The sequence below is a fragment of the Egicoccus sp. AB-alg2 genome (assembly GCF_041821065.1).
Lineage (GTDB): Bacteria > Actinomycetota > Nitriliruptoria > Nitriliruptorales > Nitriliruptoraceae > Egicoccus.
Window position 1 is genome coordinate 42383 of the sequence record NZ_JBGUAX010000012.1, and the last position, 18604, is coordinate 60986.

Consider the following 18604-nt stretch of genomic DNA (forward strand, 5'->3'; position numbering starts at 1 on the left):
CGACCAGGAGCGCGGACACCGGATGGGCACGGCGCAGGAACCCCTCACCCTCGGAGCCGAGGAGGAGTACCAGCTCCTCGACGCGCGGACGGGCGCGCTGGTCTCGGTCGCCGACGCGGTCCTCGAGCAGCTCGACGGCGACGTGTACGAGCACGAGCTGCAGCGCTCCATGGTCGAGACCCACAGCGGCGTGCACGAACGGCTGGCCGACCTGCGGGCCGACCTCGCCGCCCGGCGGCGGGCCCTGCGCGCCGCCGCGGAGAACCAGGGTGCGTGGCTGGTGGCCAGCGGCACCGTGCCGCTGAGCGACTGGCGGGACCAGTCCATCACCTCGCAGCCGCGCTACGAGCGGATGTCCCGCGAGCACGGCCGGGTCGCGAGCGAGCAGATCGTGTGCGGCTGCCACGTCCACGTCGGCGTGCCGGACCGCGCCACGGGGCTGCGCGCGATGCGCCACGTCGTGCCGTGGCTCCCGGTCCTGCTGGCACTCTCCACCAGCTCGCCGTACTGGCAGTGTCGCGACACGGGCTACTGCAGTTACCGCACCCAGGTGTGGAGCCGCTGGCCCACGGCCGGGTTCCCGCCCGAGTTCGCGGGCCCGGAGGACTACGCGGAGCTGACGCAGCGGCTACTGCGCACCGGCACGGTCCTCGACGCGGCCCAGCTCTACTGGTACGTGCGCCCGTCCGAGGACTTCCCGACCCTGGAGTTCCGCATCGCCGACTCGTGCACGCGTCTCGACGAGACCGTGCTGCAGGCCGCCCTGTGCCGCGGGCTGGTGGCGACCGCCCTCGAGCGCGACGCGACCGGCGTCCCGCCACCGGCGGCCCATCCGACCCTGCTGGAGGCCGCGGCCTGGCGCGCCGCGCGCTCGGGACTCGGCGACCTGCTCGTCGATCCCGTCGCCGGCGATGCCCGCCCCGCCCGCGAGCTCGTCGAGGCGCTGCTGGAGGACGTCGGGCCGGCGCTCGAGCGGCACGGCGACCACGAGGCGGCCCGCGACCTGCTCGACGACCTCCTGACGGGCGGCACGAGTGCCCACCGGCAGCGCGAAGCGGTCGCGCGCCGCGGCCGGCTCGAGGACGGCGTGACCCGGCTCGTTCGCGAGACCGATCCCGACTTCCGCTGAATGGCCGTCGGGCGGCGGCCGTGACCGCACCGTCCGAACGGCCACGGGCCCGGCTCGCTCGGATGACGTACCGGTTCCTAGCGTCGGCCCGCCTCGGATCCTCCGCGGCCGGCTCCGACGTCCAGGACTCCGCGTGCCCACCGTTCGACCCGCCGCGCCCGACGACCTGCGCGCGACCTCGCGGCTGCACCGTCAGCTGCTGCCCGACGGGTTCTTCGCCCGGCTCGGCCGCGGTTTCCTGTGCAGCTACCACCGCACCTTCGCACGCAGCCCCCACGCGGTGGCGTTCGTGACCGGACCCGCCGGCGACGCGGACGGGTTCCTCGTCGGCACGCTGAGCAACCGGCAGCACTACCGCTTCGTGGTGCGCTGCTGCGGGGTGCGTCTCGCGGCACGCGGTCTGCTGGCACTGGCGGCCCGTCCGCGGCTGGCCTGGACGTTCCTGCGCACCCGGGCCGGCCGCTACCTGCGCTGGGCCCTGCGCTACCCGCTCCGGCCCGCGCGACGGCCTTCGACAGCCGAGGACCTGACGGCGCCGGCCGCCGAAACGCGACCGGACCCCGCCGGCGAGGACGCGCCCGCTGAACCCGCGGCCGCGCCCGTGGCCGTGCTCACCCACGTGGCCGTGGGCACCCGCGCCCAGGGCAACGGCACCGGGCGTGCGCTCGTGGAGGCTTTCGTCGCCGCCGCGCGCGAGGCCGGTGTCACCGAGGCACGGCTGGTCACCGACGCGGGCGGCCCGGCCGAGGCGTTCTACCGGCGGCTGGGATGGACACCCGGCCAGGTCCGTCACGGCTCCGGCGGTAGCCTCGTGCGCGAATTCCGGCTGTCGCTGCACGAGAACGCGCCTTCGTGAAGTCCACCCGCACGCTCGCCGGTCTCGGCGTCGCCGTCCTGCTGGCCGGGTGCGGACTCGCCGACGAGCCGGTGACCGTGGAGCCGCCGCCGACGACGGCCCCCACCGAGGAACCGGCGCCGTCCGCGCCCGGGGACGAAGAGGCGGAGGCGCCGGCGCCCGAGGAGGTCGAGGCGCCCGGCGACGACGAACGGGCCGAGGACGCCCCGCCGGAGCTGCCGGCCGCGCCCGAGGTGGCCCCGCCGTACGAGCCGTCCGACGACGAGACCCATCCCAACGCCAAGCAGCTGGCGGCCGAGGTCGTGCAGGCGCTGACCAACTACGGACCCGAGGACGGCCTGCGCGACCTCGCGTCCCGGGTGGCCGACGGCGACGACCGCGACGCACTGGTGGAGGCGGCCGGCCCACTCCACCACGAGGGCGCGTGGTCGCGCGGCGTCGTGGAGTACCCGCAGTTCGGTGGCCTCACCGAGGAGCGCACCTCCCAGATGGTCGTGGTGCGCCAGACCGTCGGGCTGCCTGACGGCAGCATCCTCGAGGAGGTCCGCACCCTGGACGTGCGGCTGCGGCTGCGCGACGGCGCGTGGGTGTTCGACCAGCTCGCCGACGCCGGCGGTGAACCCGTCGAGCGGCCCGACGACCTGCCCGACGAGGCGGTCGCCGTCCTGGACGACGAGCGGATCGACCTGCCCGACTCGGCCCGCTGGGACATCCACCGCGGCGCGATCGTGCCGGAGCTGCTCGCCCTGATGAGCGAGCTCGCCGACGAGTTCGGCCCGTACGGGGTCATCGTGCTGGAGACCGGCCACCCCTACCACGTGTTCGGCACCGACCGCATGAGCGACCACCTGCGCGGGCGGGCGGTCGACGTGCACCGGGTCGGCGAGGAACTGGTCGTCGAGGCGCGCGAGGAGGGCTCGACCGTGCACCGCATGGTCGAGTGGCTCTACGACCACGACGCGCGCCCCATCATCGGCAGCCCGTGGGCGCTGGACGGCTTCGGCGGCCGTTCCTTCACCGACGCCGTGCACCTCGACCACCTGCACATCGCCGTGCCGGCGCCGCGCGACCGCGGCGAGGTACCCGACGAGGAGCAGGCGTAGGGCGCCACGGGCGCGTCCACGGCCCGCGGCTTCGGGGCCGGGGCGGCGCTCGGCTAGCATTCGGCCGAACGTCTCGCGCAACGCCGTTCTCGCATCTGGGAGGTTCCCGACCCATGCGCCGCCTTCTCGGGCTGCTGGTGCCCGTGCTGCTCCTCGTCAGCCTGCTGGCGGCTCCCACGGTGGCGTTCGCCGACACGCCCGACACCGCGATCGTGCTCGCGGCCGAGGCCGGCGAACCGACGGGCCCGGACCCGGCGCCCCGCGAGCAGGAGGACAATCCTGCCCGTACGTTGGCTGGCTACGAGGACCGCGAGCTGCAGTTCACCTGGGGCGCCGCGTGGATCCTGCTGGTCGCCGGTGTGGCCGGGCTGACGGTCCTCGGTGGTCTGTACTACCTGCTGGTGCACCGGCCCCAGCGCGAGGCTGCTGCCGGCCGGCGCTAGAGCCGACGGACAAAAGGCGCGCCCGTGCCCACGCCCTTCTCGGCCACGACGGAGGGCGATCCCTCTGCCGTGCCGCTGCTCGACGAGCGCGCCGCACTGTGGGCCGCCTCGCTGGTCGCCCCGCGCCGACGGGACCGTCCCGACGCCGCCCGTGCCCTGCGTGCCGAGGTTGCGGCCGACGTGCCGGACCTCGACGCGGCCGCACGTCGCTGGACGCGGCTGGGGCACGGGCTGCCCCCGACCGAGGCCCGAGTGGTCGGCCGGCTCGGGTGGGTCAAGATCAACCTGTCCAGCCTGCGCGGTGCCTTCGAGCCGCTGCGGGACAAGCTGACCGGCAACCGGGTCCTGGCCTCGCGGGTGGTCGGCGTGCAGATCGGCGCGCTGCTGGGCCTGCTGTCGGCCAAGGTGCTCGGCCAGTTCGTGCTGCCCTTCGGCGGTCCCGGCGGGGGCCAGCTGCTGGTCGTCGGCCCGAACGTGCTGGAACTCGGCGAGCGGCACGGTGACCTGGCTACCGACATCCGGCGCACCGTGGTGCTGCACGAGATCACCCACCGGCTGCAGTTCGACGGCACCCCGTGGCTCGCCGACCACCTGCGCGGGCTCGTCGACCGGTACCTGGCCGACGCCCGCCTGGACCGCGAGGCGGTGCGTCAGATGGCGCCGCAACTGCCGCGCTTGGTCGCCGAGGTCCGTGACACTGGCACCATCCAGCCACTGGTGGACGCCGTGCTCACCGAGGAGCAGGCCCGCGTCGTGGCGGAGGCCCAGGGGCTGATGAGCCTGCTGGAGGGTCACGGCAACACCGCCATGTTCGACGCCGCCGCCAGGGACCTGATCCGCGATCCGGACGCTGTCCGCGAGGCGCTGGCCGAGCGGCACGGCGACGTCACCTCGAAGGTCCTCACGGCCGTCGCCGGGCTCGAGCTCAAGCGCCGGCAGTACCGCGAGGGCGAGGAGTTCGTACGCGGCGTGCTGGACCTGGGTGGCATCGAGGCGCTCAACCTCGCCTTCCATGCCGCCGAACACCTGCCCGCCGGCCACGAGGTCGCCGATCCGGCCGCCTGGCTGGCCCGGGTCCGGGCCGCCTGAGGTGGAGCCGCCGTTCGGTCCGCTGCCGCCCGACGGGCCACGTGACGACCTGGTTACTGCGGTGCGGGCCGGGCTGAGCGACGTCCCGCAGGGGGCCGCGGCCGTCGTGGCGGTCTCCGGCGGGCCCGACTCGACGGCGGTGGCGTACCTGGTCGCCGAGGCCCGTCCGGACCTGCGGCTCACGCTCGTGCACGTCCGGCACGGCCTGCGCCCCGACGAGCAGGAACAGGCCGTGCTGGAGGTCCACGCCGGCTGGCTCGGGTTGGACCTGCACCGCATCGACGTCGAGGTTGCGGTGGGTGGCAGGGGCGTGGAGGCGGCGGCACGGGACGCCCGCTACGCCGCGCTGACGGCTTCGGCCGCGGAGCTCGGCGCGGACTGGGTGGTCGTGGGCCACACCGCCGACGACCAGGCCGAGACGGTGCTGCTGCGGGCGGCCCGCGGGACGGGCACCGACGGGCTGGCCGCCATGCCGGTCCGCCGACCGCTGGACGCCCGCCGGCAGCTGGTCCGACCCGCTCTGCGCCTGCGCCGGGCGGCGCTGCGGGCGTTCCTGACGGCCGAGGGCCTGCCGTGGGTCGACGACCCGACCAATGTCGACCCGCGGGTGCGACGGGCGGTGGTCCGTCACGAGGTGCTGCCGGCGCTGTCGCGCGCGGCCGGGGACCCGGTTGGCGCGCTGGGACGGCTCGCCGAGCTCAGCCGCGCCGACGCGACCGCGCTGGACGACCTCGCGGAGACGCACGTCCGCGAGCTGGTGGTGCGCACCGGCCCGGTCCGCAGTCTCCCCGACGCCGCCCTCGCCCGCCTGCCCGAGGCGCTGCGCCGCCGCGTCGTGCGCCGGGTCCTGGCCGAACTGCTCGACGAACCGGTCGGCGCCGTCGCCGTCGAACGGATCCTCGCGCTCCTCCCGGGCGCCGCGCTCGACCTGCCGGGCGGTCTGCGGGCGACCGCCGGCGGTGGCTGGCGCACGCTCGGTCCGCCGGTCGCACCGGCCGAGGCGCCGCGCGGCATCGTCGTGCCGGGCGACACCACCTGGGCGCCGACGGCCGCCCGGATCGTTGCGCTCACCCCGGACGTGACGCCGCCGCCGGCCGCGGACGGCGGGCAGATCGCGTTCGAACTGGCCGGGGCCTGGAGCCCGCCCGCCGTGCGGGTGCCCCAGCGGCTGGTCCCGCCGGGCGGGCGCACCGAGCGCATGTCGCTCGCGCTCGGTCCCGACCTGCCGCCGCTGCGACTGCGACACCGCCAGCCCGGCGACCGTCTGCGCACCGGCGGTGGGACGCGACGTCTGCAGGACGTGCTCGTGGACGCCGGCGTGCCGCGCCCGGTACGCGACCTGTGGCCGGTGGTGGCGACCGGGGACCGGGTGGTGTGGGTTCCCGGTGTCGCCGCCGACGTCGAGGTCGTCCGGGCGGGCCGTGAGGCCCCTCGGGCACTGCTCGTCGTGCAGCCGGCCGTCTAGGCTCCGCGCCCCCGCGCCCCCGGTCACGAAAGCGCGCTGCCGCCATGGACGAACTCGCCTCGATCCCGCCGGCGTTCCGCGACGACGTGGAGTCGGTCCTCATTCCCCAGGCCAGGCTCGACGCGCGGCTGGCCGAACTCGCCGCCGAGGTCGACCGCGACTACGCCGGGCGGGAACTGCTGCTGGTGGGGGTCCTGAAGGGCGCGATCTTCGTCATGGCCGATCTGGCCCGGCACCTGACGCTGTCCACGGCCATGGACTTCATGGCCGTCTCCTCGTACGGCGCCTCGACGTCGTCGTCCGGCGTCGTGCGGATCCTGAAGGACCTGGACACGGAGATCGAGGGCCGCGACGTCCTGATCGTGGAGGACATCGTCGACTCCGGCCTGACGCTGGACTACCTGACGAAGAACCTGCGCTCGCGCCGCCCCGCCAGCGTGGAGATCCTGTCGCTGCTGACCAAGCCCAGCCGGCGTGAGGTGGACCTGCCGGTCAAGTACGTCGGCTTCGAGGTCCCCGACGTGTTCGTCGTCGGCTACGGGCTCGACTTCGCGGAGCGCTACCGCTCGCTGCGCGACATCGTCACCCTGCGCCCCGAGGTGTACCGGGGGGCCTGAAGCGCCGGTCACGTGCACGGACGGGGCTGCGGGTACCCGACGCAGGCCCGGGGATCCCGTCTGCGGCGGTGGTAGCATCGAACCTTCAGTGAGATGCTCGTCCGCGCGCGTCCACGGCCACTCGGGCGTCGAACGAACGCTCCCCGCCGCGTCGGACAGGTGGAGGAATCGTGAAGCCAGGCCAGCGCCTACTCCGCGGCCCCTTGCCCTGGGTGCTCGCGCTCGCCGCCGCCCTCTGGCTCGGTGTCAGCTTCGTCCAGGGGCAGGCCGCCCCGGACGAGCTGACCTGGACCCAGTTCGCACAGGCGGTGGAGAACGGCGAACTCCAGGGGCAGGACCTCGAGGCGACGATCGGCAACCGGTCCGAGCAGATCGAGGGTGAACGTCGCGTCGGCGACTCGACCGAGCCCTTCACGGTCTTCTACAGCCCGTCGATCAACCGCGAACAGCTCGCCAACTGGATCGACCAGGGCCAGATCGGCTCCGTGCAGTTCGACCCGGAACAGCCGGGTGCGCTGACGTCGATCCTCGCGACCGTCCTGCCGTTCCTGCTCATCCTGGTCGTGTTCTTCCTGCTCATGCAGAACATGCAGGGTGGCGGCGGCCGCGTCATGCAGTTCGGCAAGTCCAAGGCCAAGATGGTCTCCAAGGACGCGCCGAAGGTCACCTTCTCCGACGTCGCGGGCGCCGACTCCGCCATCGAGGAGCTCCGCGAGATCAAGGAGTTCCTGGAGAACCCGACCAAGTTCCAGCAGATGGGCGCCAAGATCCCCAAGGGCGTGCTGCTGTTCGGACCCCCCGGCACCGGTAAGACGCTGCTCGCCCGCGCCGTGGCCGGCGAGGCCGGGGTGCCGTTCTTCTCCATCTCCGGCTCGGACTTCGTCGAGATGTTCGTCGGGGTCGGTGCCTCGCGCGTGCGTGACCTGTTCGAGCAGGCCAAGGCCAACGCGCCGGCGATCATCTTCATGGACGAGATCGACGCCGTCGGCCGCCACCGCGGCGCCGGCATGGGCGGCGGCCACGACGAGCGCGAACAGACCCTCAACCAGCTGCTGGTCGAGATGGACGGCTTCGACGTCCGTAGCTCGGTGATCCTGATCGCGGCCACGAACCGCCCTGACATCCTCGACCCGGCCCTGCTGCGCCCGGGCCGGTTCGACCGTCAGATCGTGGTCGACCGCCCGGACCTCATCGGCCGCGAGGCGATCCTGAAGGTGCACGCCCGCGGCAAGCCGCTGGCCGCCGACGTCGACCTGTCCGTGCTGGCCCGCCAGACGCCGGGCTTCACGGGCGCCGACCTCGCCAACCTCATCAACGAGGCCGCGCTGCTCGCCGCCCGCTTCGGCAAGAAGGAGATCGGCCACGCGGAGCTCGAGGAGTCCATCGAGCGCGTCATCGCCGGTCCGGAGCGCAAGACCCGCCTGATGGGCGAGAACGAGAAGCGCACCGTCGCCTACCACGAGGCCGGTCACGCGATCGTCGGGCACGCGCTGCCCAACGCCGACCCGGTCCACAAGATCACGATCATCCCGCGCGGCCAGGCGCTGGGCTTCACGATGCAGCTGCCGACCGAGGACAAGTACCTCATCTCGCGCAGCGAGCTCATCGACCGCCTGGCGGTCATGCTCGGGGGCCGGGTCGCCGAGGAGATCAAGATCGGCGACATCACCACGGGCGCCGGTGACGACATCCGCAAGGCCACCGCGACCGCCAAGGAGATGGTGACCCAGTACGGCATGAGCTCGAAGCTGGGTCCGATCACGCTGGGCCAGCGCGACTCGCAGCCGTTCCTCGGCAAGGAGTTCGGCCACGCGCCCGACTACTCGGGCCAGGTCGCGTTCCAGATCGACGAGGAGGTCCGCCACCTGCTCGACGAGGCCCACGACGAGGCCCTGGAGATCCTGGTCGAGAACGACCACGTGCTGGAGAACCTCGCCACCAAGCTGCTCGAGGTGGAGACGGTCGACGGCGGGCTGCTCGAGGAGATCTTCGCGCCGATCAGCAAGCGGCCCACCCGCGCCGTGTCGGCCCCGGAGGCGGAGGAGCCGACCGCCGTCATCCGCAAGCTGCGGCGCCTGACGGGCGCCAGCACCGGCAACGGCCAGGGCAACGGTCACGGACCACAGGGCTCGCTCGGCGCGGGCGCCGGGACCACCGGCAGCGAGCGCGACGAGTCGTGAGCGAGCTGCCCAGCCGCCACGAGCTCGACGAGGAGGCGAACTCGGTCGCCGAGCTCGCCCGCGTCGATCCCGCCCGCACGTTCGACCACGCCAAGATCCAGCAGGCCGTTCGCATGATCTTCGAGGCGATCGGGGAGGACCCCGACCGCCCCGGGATCGTGGAGACCCCGGCGCGGGTCGCCCGCGAGTACGACGAGATCTTCGCCGGGTTGCTGATCGACGATCCGTCCGACGTGCTGTCGGTCGTGTTCGACGAGAACCACGACGAACTCGTGCTGATTCGCGACATCCCGTTCCACAGCCAGTGCGAGCACCACCTGGTCCCGTTCGTCGGGCACGCGCACGTCGGCTACCTGCCCAACGAGGAAGGCCAGGTGACGGGGCTGTCCAAGCTCGCCCGGCTGGTCGACGTCTGCGCCAAGCGGCCCGGCCTGCAGGAGCGCATGACCACCATGATCGCCGACGCACTGGAGCGCGCGCTCGACCCGCGGGGCGTCATCGTCGTCGTGGAGGCCCGCCACTTCTGCATGGAGATGCGGGGCGTGCGCAAGCCCGGAGCAGAGACGGTCACCTCGACCGTCCGCGGCATCTTCCGCCAGGATCCCCGCACGCGCGCCGAGGCGCTGACCCTGCTGCGCGGCGACCCGCGTCGCTGAGATCCGTCGCCGTTCGGGGACCTTTCACCGCGGTGTGTGCCGTAGGCTCGCGGCGCGCGACCCCTCCCCGCTGTCGACGGCGAGGCGCGCCCGTCCACGGACAGGGCATTTCGAACGTGACCGAACCCCCCATCACGCGCGTCGAGGACGCCGGGCTGGTGCCCGCCGGCGGGCCGGCGCGCCTGTCGTTGTCGCGACTGCCACGCGCCGGCGAGATCGCCGACGCGGCCGCCGCCGCGCGAGGTGTGTCGGTGTGGGTCGACGGCCGCCTGGTCGTGACGGCCGTGCCGTCCCGGCTGGTGGACGCCGCCGGACGGGTCGGCGGTCGTGAACTGGCCGATCTCGTCGGTGCGAGCGTGGACCCGGCCGTGGCGGCCTGGCTGCGGCCGGCACCCGACCTGCCCCTGCCCGGCCTGGACCCGCTGCCGACCTCGCAGCGTCCGGTCGTCATGGGCATCGTCAACGTGACCCCCGACTCCTTCTCGGACGGCGGGGTCGGCTACGACCCGAACGACCATCCCGGTGCGGCCATCCGCCACGCCCGGGCGCTGTTGAAGGCTGGCGCCGACCTCCTGGACGTCGGCGGCGAGTCGACCCGCCCCGGCGCCGCGCCGGTCGGCACGGACGAGGAGCTGCGTCGGGTCCTGCCGGTCGTCGAGGAGCTCGCCGGCGAGGGCGCCGTCGTCTCGGTCGACACCACCAAGGCCCGCGTCGCGCGCGAGGCCGTGGCGGCCGGCGCCGCGATCGTCAACGACGTGTCCGCCGGGACCTACGACGAGGAACTGCTGCCGACCGTCGCCGACCTCGGCGCGACGTACGTGCTGATGCACCTGCGCGGCACGCCGCAGACGATGCAGCAGGAGGCCAGCTACGACGACGTCGTCGGGGAGGTGTTCGACTTCCTGGCCGACCGCCTCGACGCGCTGGAACGGATCGGGGTCCCCCGTGAGCGGGTCGCCGTCGATCCCGGCATCGGGTTCGCGAAGACCGCCGACCACAACCTCGTGCTCCTGCGCCGCCTCCGCGAGTTCACCTCCCTCGGCCGGCCGCTGCTGGTCGGCACCTCGCGCAAGTCGTTCCTCGGCCGGGTCACCGGCGTGGACGACCCCGCCGCACGCCAGATCGGCTCGGTCACCACGGCGGCGCTGGCGGTCGCGGCCGGCGCACGCATCGTGCGGGTCCACGACGTGGCCGAGACGCGGCAGGCCGTGGCACTGGCCCACGCCACGGCGACGGCCGGCGACGAGGCCTAGGAGCGCACCGGATGGGGGACCGCATCACGCTGACCGGGATCGAGGTCTTCGGTCACCACGGCGTGCTCCCGCACGAGCGCGAACTCGGGCAGCGCTTCCGGGTCGACGTCGTTCTCGAACTCGATCTGTCCGCGGCCGCCGCGTCGGACGACCTCACCCAGACCGTCCACTACGGCGAGCTGGCCGGGGACGTCGCGGCCATCGTCGGCGGGGAACCGGTCGACCTGATCGAGACGTTGGCCGGCCGCATCGCCGACCGGTGCCTCGCCGACCCGCGGGTCACGGCGACCGAGGTGACCGTGCACAAGCCGGCCGCTCCGCTGCCCGTCGTCGCCGCCGAGGTCGCCGTGACGCTGCGCAGGCAACGGAGCGGCGGTGAAGGCCCGTGATGGGGTTGGTGGGGCCTTCAGCGGTCTCGGAGGATCGGTCAGGAGCGGCGGTGAAGGCCCGTGATGGGGTTGGTGGGGCCTTCAGCGGCCTCGGAGGATCGGTCATGAGCGGCGGTGAAGGCCCGTGATGGGGTTGGTGGGGCCTTCAGCGGTCTCGGAGGGTCGGTCATGAGCAGCGAGCAGGTCCTGCTCGGGCTCGGCGCCAACGTCGGTGACCGCCTGGAGACCCTGGCGGCGGCCGTGCACGCGATCGACGACCTCGACGGTGTGGCCGTGGAGGACGTCTCGGCCGTCTACGAGACGCCGCCCTGGCCGCCGCCGGACGACCCTCGATCCGTGACGCAGGAGCCCTACTACAACCTGGTCGTCAAGGCGGTGACCAACCTGGCGCCGCACGCCCTGCTGGCCGAGACACAGCTGCTGGAACGCGCCTTCGGTCGCGACCGTGCCCGCGAGGCGCGATGGGGGCCACGCACCCTCGACATCGACCTGCTGCTGTTCGGTGACCGGCAGATCGACACGCCGGACCTGGTCGTCCCGCACCCGCGCATCGCCGAGCGCGCGTTCGTCCTGGTGCCGCTGCTCGAGCTCCTGCCCGGCGGTGCGCTGCCCGACGGGCGCCGGCTGACCGGCCTGCTGGCCGCGCTCGCCCCCATCGAGGGCATCGAGCTCGTCGTCCGCCTCGAGGACCTGCCCGGCCGCCGCCTCGAGCGTCCCGAAGGCCCCACGGCGCCCCCAGCGTCATTCGAGCGCCCCGACGTCGGCGACGGCCGAGCGGGTGGCCGGTGAGGTACCGGATCGCCGTCGTCGGGCCCGGCCGGGTCGGCACGCTGCTCGCCGTCGCGCTCGCCCGCGCCGGCCATCGCGTCACCGCCGTGGCCGGCGGCCGGCCCGAGGCAAGGGCGCGGGTCGCCGCCGCGGTTGCCGGCGTCCGCGGGTTCGACACGCCCGTCGAGGCCGTCCCGCACGCCGACCTGCTGGTCCTGGCCGTCCCGGACGACGCCCTGGAGGCCGTCGTCCGCGACCTCGCCCGCGCGGACGGCCTGCACGCGGCGCTCCACCTCGTGCACGTCGCCGGCTCGCGGGGGCTCGCACCGCTGGACCTGGCCCGGCGCGCCGGGGCGCGCGTGGCCGCGTGCCACCCGGCGATGACGGTCCCGTCCGAGGCGGTCGAGCCCGAACGCCTCCACGGCGTCGCCTGGGCGGTGACGGCGGCGCCCGCGGACCGGGACTGGGCCCACGACCTCGTGCGCGATCTCGGCGGCGACCCGGTCGACGTGCCCGAGTCGGCCCGCGTGCTCTATCACGCCGGCCTGACCCTCGGTTCCAACGCGGCGGCCGCTGCCGTGGCCGCGGCCCGCCAGGCGCTGCTGGCCGCCGGGATCCGGCACCCGGAGACCTTCCTCGCCCCGCTGGCGGAGGCGAGCGTCGCCAACGTGCTGCGCGACGGCGCGGCCGCGCTGACCGGGCCGGTGGTGCGCGGTGACACCGGCACGATCGCCCGGCACCTCGACACCCTCGCTGCCGACCTGCCGGGGCTGGCGGCGACCTACCGTCGCCTCACCGCCGCGGTCCTCGACCAGGCCGCCCCCGCCGTGGACCCGGCCACCGTCGTCGCGCTGCGTCAGTTGCTGGAGGAGGAGTCGACGTGAGGCGCGTGACCACCATCGCGGCGCTGCGCCAGGACCTCGCCGCGGAACGCCGTCACGGGCACACGGTGGCGTTGGTGCCGACCCTCGGTGCCCTGCACGACGGCCACCTCGCCAACGTGCGGATCGCCGCCGGCCTCGCCGACGTGGTCGTCGTCAGCATCTTCGTCAACCCGACCCAGTTCGACCGGCCCGACGACCTGGCGGCCTACCCGCGCACGCTCGCCGCCGACGAGGCGGCGCTGCGCGCCCTCGGCGAGCACACGCCGGCGTACGTGTTCGTCCCGGAGGAGCGGGAGATGTACCCCCGCCCGCCCCGCACCACCGTCCACGTCAGCGGCATCACCGAGGTCCTCGAGGGGGCCTCACGCGCCGGTCACTTCGACGGGGTCGCGACCGTCGTGACCAAGCTGTTCAACATCGTCCAGCCCGACGTCGCCGTCTTCGGGCGCAAGGACTTCCAGCAGAACGTCGTGATCCGCCGCTTCGTCGAGGACCTGGACCAACCCGTCCGGCTGGTGTTCACCCCGACCGTCCGCGAGGACGACGGACTGGCCCGCTCGTCGCGCAACCAGCGCCTGGACGCCGACGGCCGGGCCACGGCCGCGGCGATCCCGCGGGCGCTGCGGGCGGCCGTGTCGGCAGCACGCCGGGCGCGGGCCGAGGGCCGGGCACCCGACCCGGTCCGGGTACGCGAGGCGGCCCTCGCTACCCTCACGGGCGGCCCGGACCTGGACGTCGACTACGTCGAGGTGGTCGATCCCGACACGCTGGCACCCCCCGACGCACCGCGCGGGGAGGAGGCCGGCGGCACCTCGACCGAGCCGACGTCCGCGCCGGGCCCGTCACGGCGGCTGCTCGTGGCGGTGGCCGCCTTCGTGGGTGACGTCCGGCTGATCGACAACGTGGAGATCGGCGACCCGGACGACGAGGAACGGCTGCTCGCCGCGACCGAGCCCACCGCGACGCCGCACGACTGACCGGTTGGAACCACGCCGGCCACGGCCGCCGATCCCGGCGCGTGGACGGCAGGAACGACACGGAGCCCTGATGCGCCGCACCATGATGAAGTCCAAGATCCACCGTGCCACCGTGACCGAGGCGAACCTGCACTACGTCGGCTCGATCACCATCGACCGCGACCTCATGGAGGCCGCCGACCTGCTGCCCAACGAGAAGGTGCAGGTGGTCGACAACGACAACGGCGCCCGGCTGGAGACCTACGTGATCGAGGGCCCGCGGGGCACCGGCACGATCTGCCTCAACGGCGCGGCCGCACGGCTCGTGCAGCCGGGCGACACGGTCATCATCATCAGCTACGCCGAACTCGACGACGCCGAGGCCCGCACCTGGGAGCCGACCGTGGTGTTCGTCGACGGTGACAACCGCCCGACCTCCACGGGGAGCGAGATCCATGGCGCCGTCGCCTGAGTCGACCACCATCACCCCGCCGCGCCACGCGCAGCCACCGCTGGACGCGCGCGGGCTGGCCGCTGCCAGCCGCGACGCCGTGCGGCGCGCGCTGCAGGAGGACCTCGGGGCCCACGGGGACGTGACCAGCGTCGCGACCGTGTCCGCCGACGCGACCGGCCGCGCCGACCTCGTGGCCCGCGCCGAGGGCGTCGTGGCCGGCACCTCGCTGGTGCCGGCGGTCTACGAACAGGTCGACCCGCGTGTCGAGGTGGCGCTGGAGGTCCGCGAGGGCGACGTCGTCTCGGCCGGGCAGCGGCTCGGGCAGGTGACCGGCCCGCTGCGCTCGATCCTCACCGGCGAGCGCACGGCGCTGAACTTCCTCACCCACCTGTCGGGCATTGCGACGCACACGTTCGCGTACGCCCGGGCCGTGGCCGGCACCGACTGCGTGGTCCGCGACACCCGCAAGACGACCCCCGGCCTCCGGCTGCTGGAGAAGGCCGCCGTGCGGGCCGGCGGCGGGGTCAGCCACCGCGTCGGACTCTACGACGCGCTGCTCGTCAAGGACAACCACGTCGCCGCGGCCGGGTCGGTGGCGGCCGCCACGCGCCGTGCCATCGCCCGCAGCGGTGGCCGCCCGGTGCAGGTCGAGGTCGACTCGCTGGAGGAGCTGGAGGAGGCCGTCACGGCGGGTGCCCGCGACCTGCTCCTCGACAACTTCGGCCTCGAGGACACCCGCACGGCGGTCGCCCGCGTGCGTGAGCTGGAGGCCCGGCACGGCCGGATCCTGCTGGAGTCGTCTGGACGCGTGACGCTGGCGACGGCCGGTGACTACGCCCGCACCGGCGTCGACCGGATCGCCGTCGGGGAGATCACGCACTCCGCGCCGCAGCTCGACATCGGCCTGGACATCCACCTCGGTGGCGCCGGCGGCGACGGAAGCGGAGCCTGACGTGCTGCTGGCCATCGACGTCGGCAACTCGAACACCGTGGTCGGCGTCTTCGACGGCGAGGAGCTGCTCGAACACTGGCGCCTGTCGACCGACGTCGAGCGCACCCCGGACGAGCTGATCCTGTCGCTGGCCGGCTTCCTCGGCTTCGCCGGGCTGGACCTGCACCGGCAGGTCGACGGGCTGGTCGCGGGCAGCGTCGTGCCGACGGTCACCGAGGTGGTCCGCGACATGGCCCACCGCTACCTGCCGTTCCGACCGGTGATCGTGGAACCGGGGGTGCGTACCGGCATCTCGCTGCGCCACGACCACCCGCAGGACATCGGCGCGGACCGGATCGTCAACGCCGTCGCCGCACACGCACGCTACGACGGTGCCGCCATCGTCGTCGACTTCGGCACGGCCACCAGCTTCGACGCGGTCAGCGCCGACGGCGCGTTCGTCGGCGGCGCGATCGCCCCCGGCGTCCACGTCGCCTCCGAGGCACTGGTCCAGCGCGCGGCCCGGTTGCCGAAGGTGGAGACCGTCACGCCGCCGTCGCCGATCGGGCGCTCGACCGTGACGGCCCTGCAGTCCGGCATCGTCTACGGCTTCGCCGGGCAGGTCGACGGGATCGTGCGCCGCATCGCGGCCGAGCTCGGCGGCGACGTCACGACGGTCGCGACGGGCGGCTGCGCACCCGCCGTGCTGGCGGCTTGCGAGACGATCGACGACTACGACCCGTGGCTGACACTCGACGGCCTGCGCCTGATCTGGCACCGGAATCAGTGACCTGCCGAGCGGGTAGCGTTGCGAGTCCGTTCCCGCCGACCGCGAGAGGTCGTCCTCGTGACCGACGACGCCACCCCGGAGCTGCCCGAACCCACCCGCGAGGGCGAGTCCAAGCTCGACGAGATCGTCGCGACCCGCCGCGCCAAGGTCGCGCAGCTGCGCGAGGCGGGCGTCGAACCCTACCCCGTGCGGTTCGCGCCGTCCGTGACCGTGGCGCAGGTGCGTGAGCGCTACCCGGATCTCGAGCCGGGCACGGAGACCGGTGACGAGGTGACCGTCGCCGGCCGGGTCGTGGCCAAGCGCGAGATGGGCCGGCTGCGGTTCCTCGTCGTGCGCGAGGACGGCCAGGACCTGCAGCTGTTCTGCCCCGTCAAGGCGCTCGACGGGCCCTCGCGCGAGCTCGTCGATCTCCTCGACGTCGGCGACTGGGTGGGTGCAACGGGTGAGGTGCTGGCGACCAAGACCGGCGAGCTGTCGGTCAAGCCGGCCACGCTGACGCTGCTGGGCAAGGGCCTGCGACCGCTGCCGTCGTCCTGGTACGGCCTGTCCGACACCGAGGCCCGCTTCCGGCAGCGAGAGCTCGACCTGACCGTCAACGCGGACGCCCGCCGGGTGTTCACCATCCGGGCGCGGGCGCTCAAGGCACTGCGCGCGGAGCTCGACGAACGCGGCTACGTCGAGGTGGAGACGCCGATGCTCCACCCGATCCCCGGCGGCGCGGCGGCCAAGCCGTTCGTGACCCACCACAACGCGCTGGACACCGACCTGTACCTGCGCATCGCGCCCGAGCTCTACCTCAAGCGGCTGATCGCCGGCGGCATGCGGCGCGTGTACGAGATCAACCGCAGCTTTCGCAACGAAGGGATGTCGCCGCGGCACAACCCCGAGTTCACGATGCTGGAGTCCTACGAGGCCTACGCCGACTACCACGACGTCATGGACCTCACCGAGGCGCTGTTCCGCCGCGCCGCGAACGAGGCGTTGGGCACGCTCGAGCTCACCTACCAAGGCCGTCCCGTGTCGCTGGCCGGTCCGTTCCGGCGTGCCAGCCTGCTCGACCTCACCCGCGAGGCGACCGGCCGCGACGACCTGTCCTACGAACTGCCCGTCGACGAGCTGCGCAAGCTGTGCCGCGAGCACGAGGTGCCGGTCGAGGACGCGTGGGGGGCCGGCAAGCTGGTGCTGGAGCTGTACGAGGCGCTGGTCGAGCACACCCTGTGGGACCCGACGTTCGTGATCGACTATCCCGTCGAGGTGTCACCGCTGGCGCGCCGGCATCGCGCGGACCCGCACGTCACGGAGCGTTTCGAACTGATCCTGGTCGGCCGTGAGCACGCCAACGCGTTCTCCGAGCTCATCGACCCCGACGACCAGCGGTCCCGCCTCGAGGCACAGGCCCGCGCGAAGGCGGCCGGGGACGAGGAGGCGATGGTCGTCGACGACGCGTACCTGCGCGCCATGGAGCTGGGCATGCCGCCGACCGGCGGGCTGGGCATCGGCGTCGACCGGCTCGTGATGCTGCTCGCCGACGTGGCCAACATCCGCGACGTCATCCTGTTCCCGACCCTGCGGCCCGAGGGATGACGGACGCGTTCGAGGTGCGCCCGCTCGGGCGGGTGCACGGCGGCCGCGCCGAGGTCGCCGACGACGACTGGGGCGACGTGCGGGCCGACCTGGTCCTGGACCCCGACGCCGTCGGTCCGGACGCGACCGCCGGGCTCGAGGCCTTCAGCCATCTCGAGGTGGTGTTCCTGTTCGACCGCGTCGATCCGCAGCACGTCACCACCGGTGCCCGCCACCCGCGCGGCAACACGGCGTGGCCGCGGGTCGGCATTCTCGCCCAGCGCGGGAAGAACCGTCCCAACCGGCTGGCGATCTCACGGTGCCGGCTGGTGGCGGTCGACGGTCTGCGCCTCACCGTCGAGGGGCTCGACGCGGTCGACGGCACCCCGGTGCTGGACGTCAAGCCGTGGATGGAGGAGTTCGCGCCGCAGGGACCGGTGCGTCAGCCGGCGTGGAGCCGCGAGTTGATGGCCGGCTACTGGCGGGCCGACGCATGACGACCTTCACGGTCTACACGTCGTCCTCGGACGCGATCGACCCGCGCTATCCGCAGGTCGCCGCCACGTTCGGCCGTCGCATCGGCGAGCGCGGTGACCGGCTGGTCTACGGCGGCACGGCCGTGGGGGTCATGGGCGTACTCGCCCGGGCGGTGCGCGAGGCCGGTGGACACGTCACGGGCGTGCTGCCGAGGCTGATGCACGAGCGCGGGATCGCCGACGAGGCCTGCGACGAGCTGCTGGTCACCGACGGCATGAGCGACCGCAAGCAGCACATGGTCGCCCGGGCGGACGCGTTCGTGGCACTGCCCGGCGGTTTCGGCACGCTCGAGGAGCTCCTCGAGGTGCTGACGTTGAAGCAGCTCGGCTACCACGACAAGCCGATCGTGCTGCTCAACGTCGACGGGTTCTACGACCCGCTGCTGGCCTTCTTCGAGGAGCTGTACGACACCGCGTTCGCAGCACCGGTCTACCGGGCCCTGTACGCCGTCGTTTCCGATGTGGACGCCCTGTTCGCGCACGTCGACACGTACGCTGGCACGAGCGTGCCGGCGAAGTGGGCCTGACCGCGTGACGGGTGA

General features: G+C 73.7%; 20 protein-coding genes. All 20 read left to right on the plus strand.

Going from position 1 to position 18604, the window contains the following annotated elements:
* Window positions 1-22 precede the first annotated feature (22 nt).
* Window positions 23-1129, plus strand: a complete 1107-nt coding sequence (locus tag ACERM0_RS20295) for a glutamate--cysteine ligase (protein WP_373680459.1) — start codon at window positions 23-25, stop codon at window positions 1127-1129.
* A gap of 133 nt (window positions 1130-1262) precedes the next feature.
* Window positions 1263-1985, plus strand: coding sequence for a GNAT family N-acetyltransferase (locus tag ACERM0_RS20300; protein WP_373680460.1), 723 nt, complete (start codon window positions 1263-1265; stop codon window positions 1983-1985).
* Window positions 1982-3088, plus strand: a complete 1107-nt coding sequence (locus ACERM0_RS20305) for a hypothetical protein (RefSeq protein WP_373680461.1) — start codon at window positions 1982-1984, stop codon at window positions 3086-3088. Before ACERM0_RS20300 ends, ACERM0_RS20305 begins: the two co-directional genes overlap by 4 nt.
* A gap of 113 nt (window positions 3089-3201) precedes the next feature.
* Complete coding sequence (locus ACERM0_RS20310; protein ID WP_373680462.1) at window positions 3202-3531, plus strand: hypothetical protein; 330 nt, start codon at window positions 3202-3204, stop codon at window positions 3529-3531.
* A gap of 24 nt (window positions 3532-3555) precedes the next feature.
* Window positions 3556-4620 (plus strand): zinc-dependent metalloprotease, encoded by a 1065-nt coding sequence (locus tag ACERM0_RS20315; protein ID WP_373680463.1) that lies wholly within the window; start codon window positions 3556-3558, stop codon window positions 4618-4620.
* Window positions 4621-4681: 61 nt separating this feature from the next.
* Window positions 4682-6085: a tRNA lysidine(34) synthetase TilS gene (gene tilS, locus ACERM0_RS20320; RefSeq protein WP_373680464.1), complete on the plus strand. Its 1404-nt coding sequence runs from the start codon at window positions 4682-4684 to the stop codon at window positions 6083-6085.
* A gap of 44 nt (window positions 6086-6129) precedes the next feature.
* The gene (gene hpt / locus ACERM0_RS20325) at window positions 6130-6702 is read left to right on the plus strand and encodes a hypoxanthine phosphoribosyltransferase (RefSeq protein ID WP_373680465.1); all 573 of its coding nucleotides are present in this window, start codon (window positions 6130-6132) and stop codon (window positions 6700-6702) included.
* Between the two features lie 170 nt (window positions 6703-6872).
* Window positions 6873-8882, plus strand: a complete 2010-nt coding sequence (gene ftsH, locus ACERM0_RS20330; protein ID WP_373680466.1) for an ATP-dependent zinc metalloprotease FtsH — start codon at window positions 6873-6875, stop codon at window positions 8880-8882.
* A gap of 113 nt (window positions 8883-8995) precedes the next feature.
* Window positions 8996-9538 carry a GTP cyclohydrolase I FolE gene (folE, locus tag ACERM0_RS20335; protein WP_373680526.1) on the plus strand — a complete coding sequence of 181 codons (543 nt, stop codon included), beginning with the start codon at window positions 8996-8998 and terminating at the stop codon, window positions 9536-9538.
* 116 nt (window positions 9539-9654) lie between these two features.
* On the plus strand, window positions 9655-10791 hold the full coding sequence (folP, locus tag ACERM0_RS20340; RefSeq protein ID WP_373680467.1) for a dihydropteroate synthase: 1137 nt from the start codon (window positions 9655-9657) through the stop codon (window positions 10789-10791).
* Between the two features lie 11 nt (window positions 10792-10802).
* The gene (gene folB / locus ACERM0_RS20345) at window positions 10803-11180 is read left to right on the plus strand and encodes a dihydroneopterin aldolase (RefSeq protein ID WP_373680468.1); all 378 of its coding nucleotides are present in this window, start codon (window positions 10803-10805) and stop codon (window positions 11178-11180) included.
* Between the two features lie 168 nt (window positions 11181-11348).
* Complete coding sequence (gene folK / locus ACERM0_RS20350; protein WP_373680469.1) at window positions 11349-11969, plus strand: 2-amino-4-hydroxy-6-hydroxymethyldihydropteridine diphosphokinase; 621 nt, start codon at window positions 11349-11351, stop codon at window positions 11967-11969.
* The gene (locus tag ACERM0_RS20355; RefSeq protein WP_373680470.1) at window positions 11966-12832 is read left to right on the plus strand and encodes a Rossmann-like and DUF2520 domain-containing protein; all 867 of its coding nucleotides are present in this window, start codon (window positions 11966-11968) and stop codon (window positions 12830-12832) included. Before folK ends, ACERM0_RS20355 begins: the two co-directional genes overlap by 4 nt.
* Window positions 12829-13809, plus strand: coding sequence for a pantoate--beta-alanine ligase (gene panC / locus ACERM0_RS20360; RefSeq protein ID WP_373680471.1), 981 nt, complete (start codon window positions 12829-12831; stop codon window positions 13807-13809). Before ACERM0_RS20355 ends, panC begins: the two co-directional genes overlap by 4 nt.
* Before the next feature lie 70 nt (window positions 13810-13879).
* Window positions 13880-14260 carry an aspartate 1-decarboxylase gene (gene panD, locus ACERM0_RS20365; RefSeq protein ID WP_373680472.1) on the plus strand — a complete coding sequence of 127 codons (381 nt, stop codon included), beginning with the start codon at window positions 13880-13882 and terminating at the stop codon, window positions 14258-14260.
* Window positions 14244-15194 (plus strand): carboxylating nicotinate-nucleotide diphosphorylase, encoded by a 951-nt coding sequence (nadC, locus tag ACERM0_RS20370; protein WP_373680473.1) that lies wholly within the window; start codon window positions 14244-14246, stop codon window positions 15192-15194. Before panD ends, nadC begins: the two co-directional genes overlap by 17 nt.
* Before the next feature lies 1 nt (window position 15195).
* Window positions 15196-15963 (plus strand): type III pantothenate kinase, encoded by a 768-nt coding sequence (locus ACERM0_RS20375; protein WP_373680474.1) that lies wholly within the window; start codon window positions 15196-15198, stop codon window positions 15961-15963.
* A 57-nt stretch (window positions 15964-16020) separates the two neighbouring features.
* Window positions 16021-17547, plus strand: a complete 1527-nt coding sequence (gene lysS, locus ACERM0_RS20380; protein ID WP_373680475.1) for a lysine--tRNA ligase — start codon at window positions 16021-16023, stop codon at window positions 17545-17547.
* Window positions 17544-18023, plus strand: coding sequence for an SAM-dependent methyltransferase (locus ACERM0_RS20385; protein WP_373680476.1), 480 nt, complete (start codon window positions 17544-17546; stop codon window positions 18021-18023). Before lysS ends, ACERM0_RS20385 begins: the two co-directional genes overlap by 4 nt.
* Entirely contained in the window at window positions 18020-18589 is a 570-nt protein-coding gene (locus ACERM0_RS20390; RefSeq protein ID WP_373680477.1) for a TIGR00730 family Rossman fold protein, read from the plus strand. Before ACERM0_RS20385 ends, ACERM0_RS20390 begins: the two co-directional genes overlap by 4 nt.
* The last annotated feature ends 15 nt before the right edge of the window (window positions 18590-18604 follow it).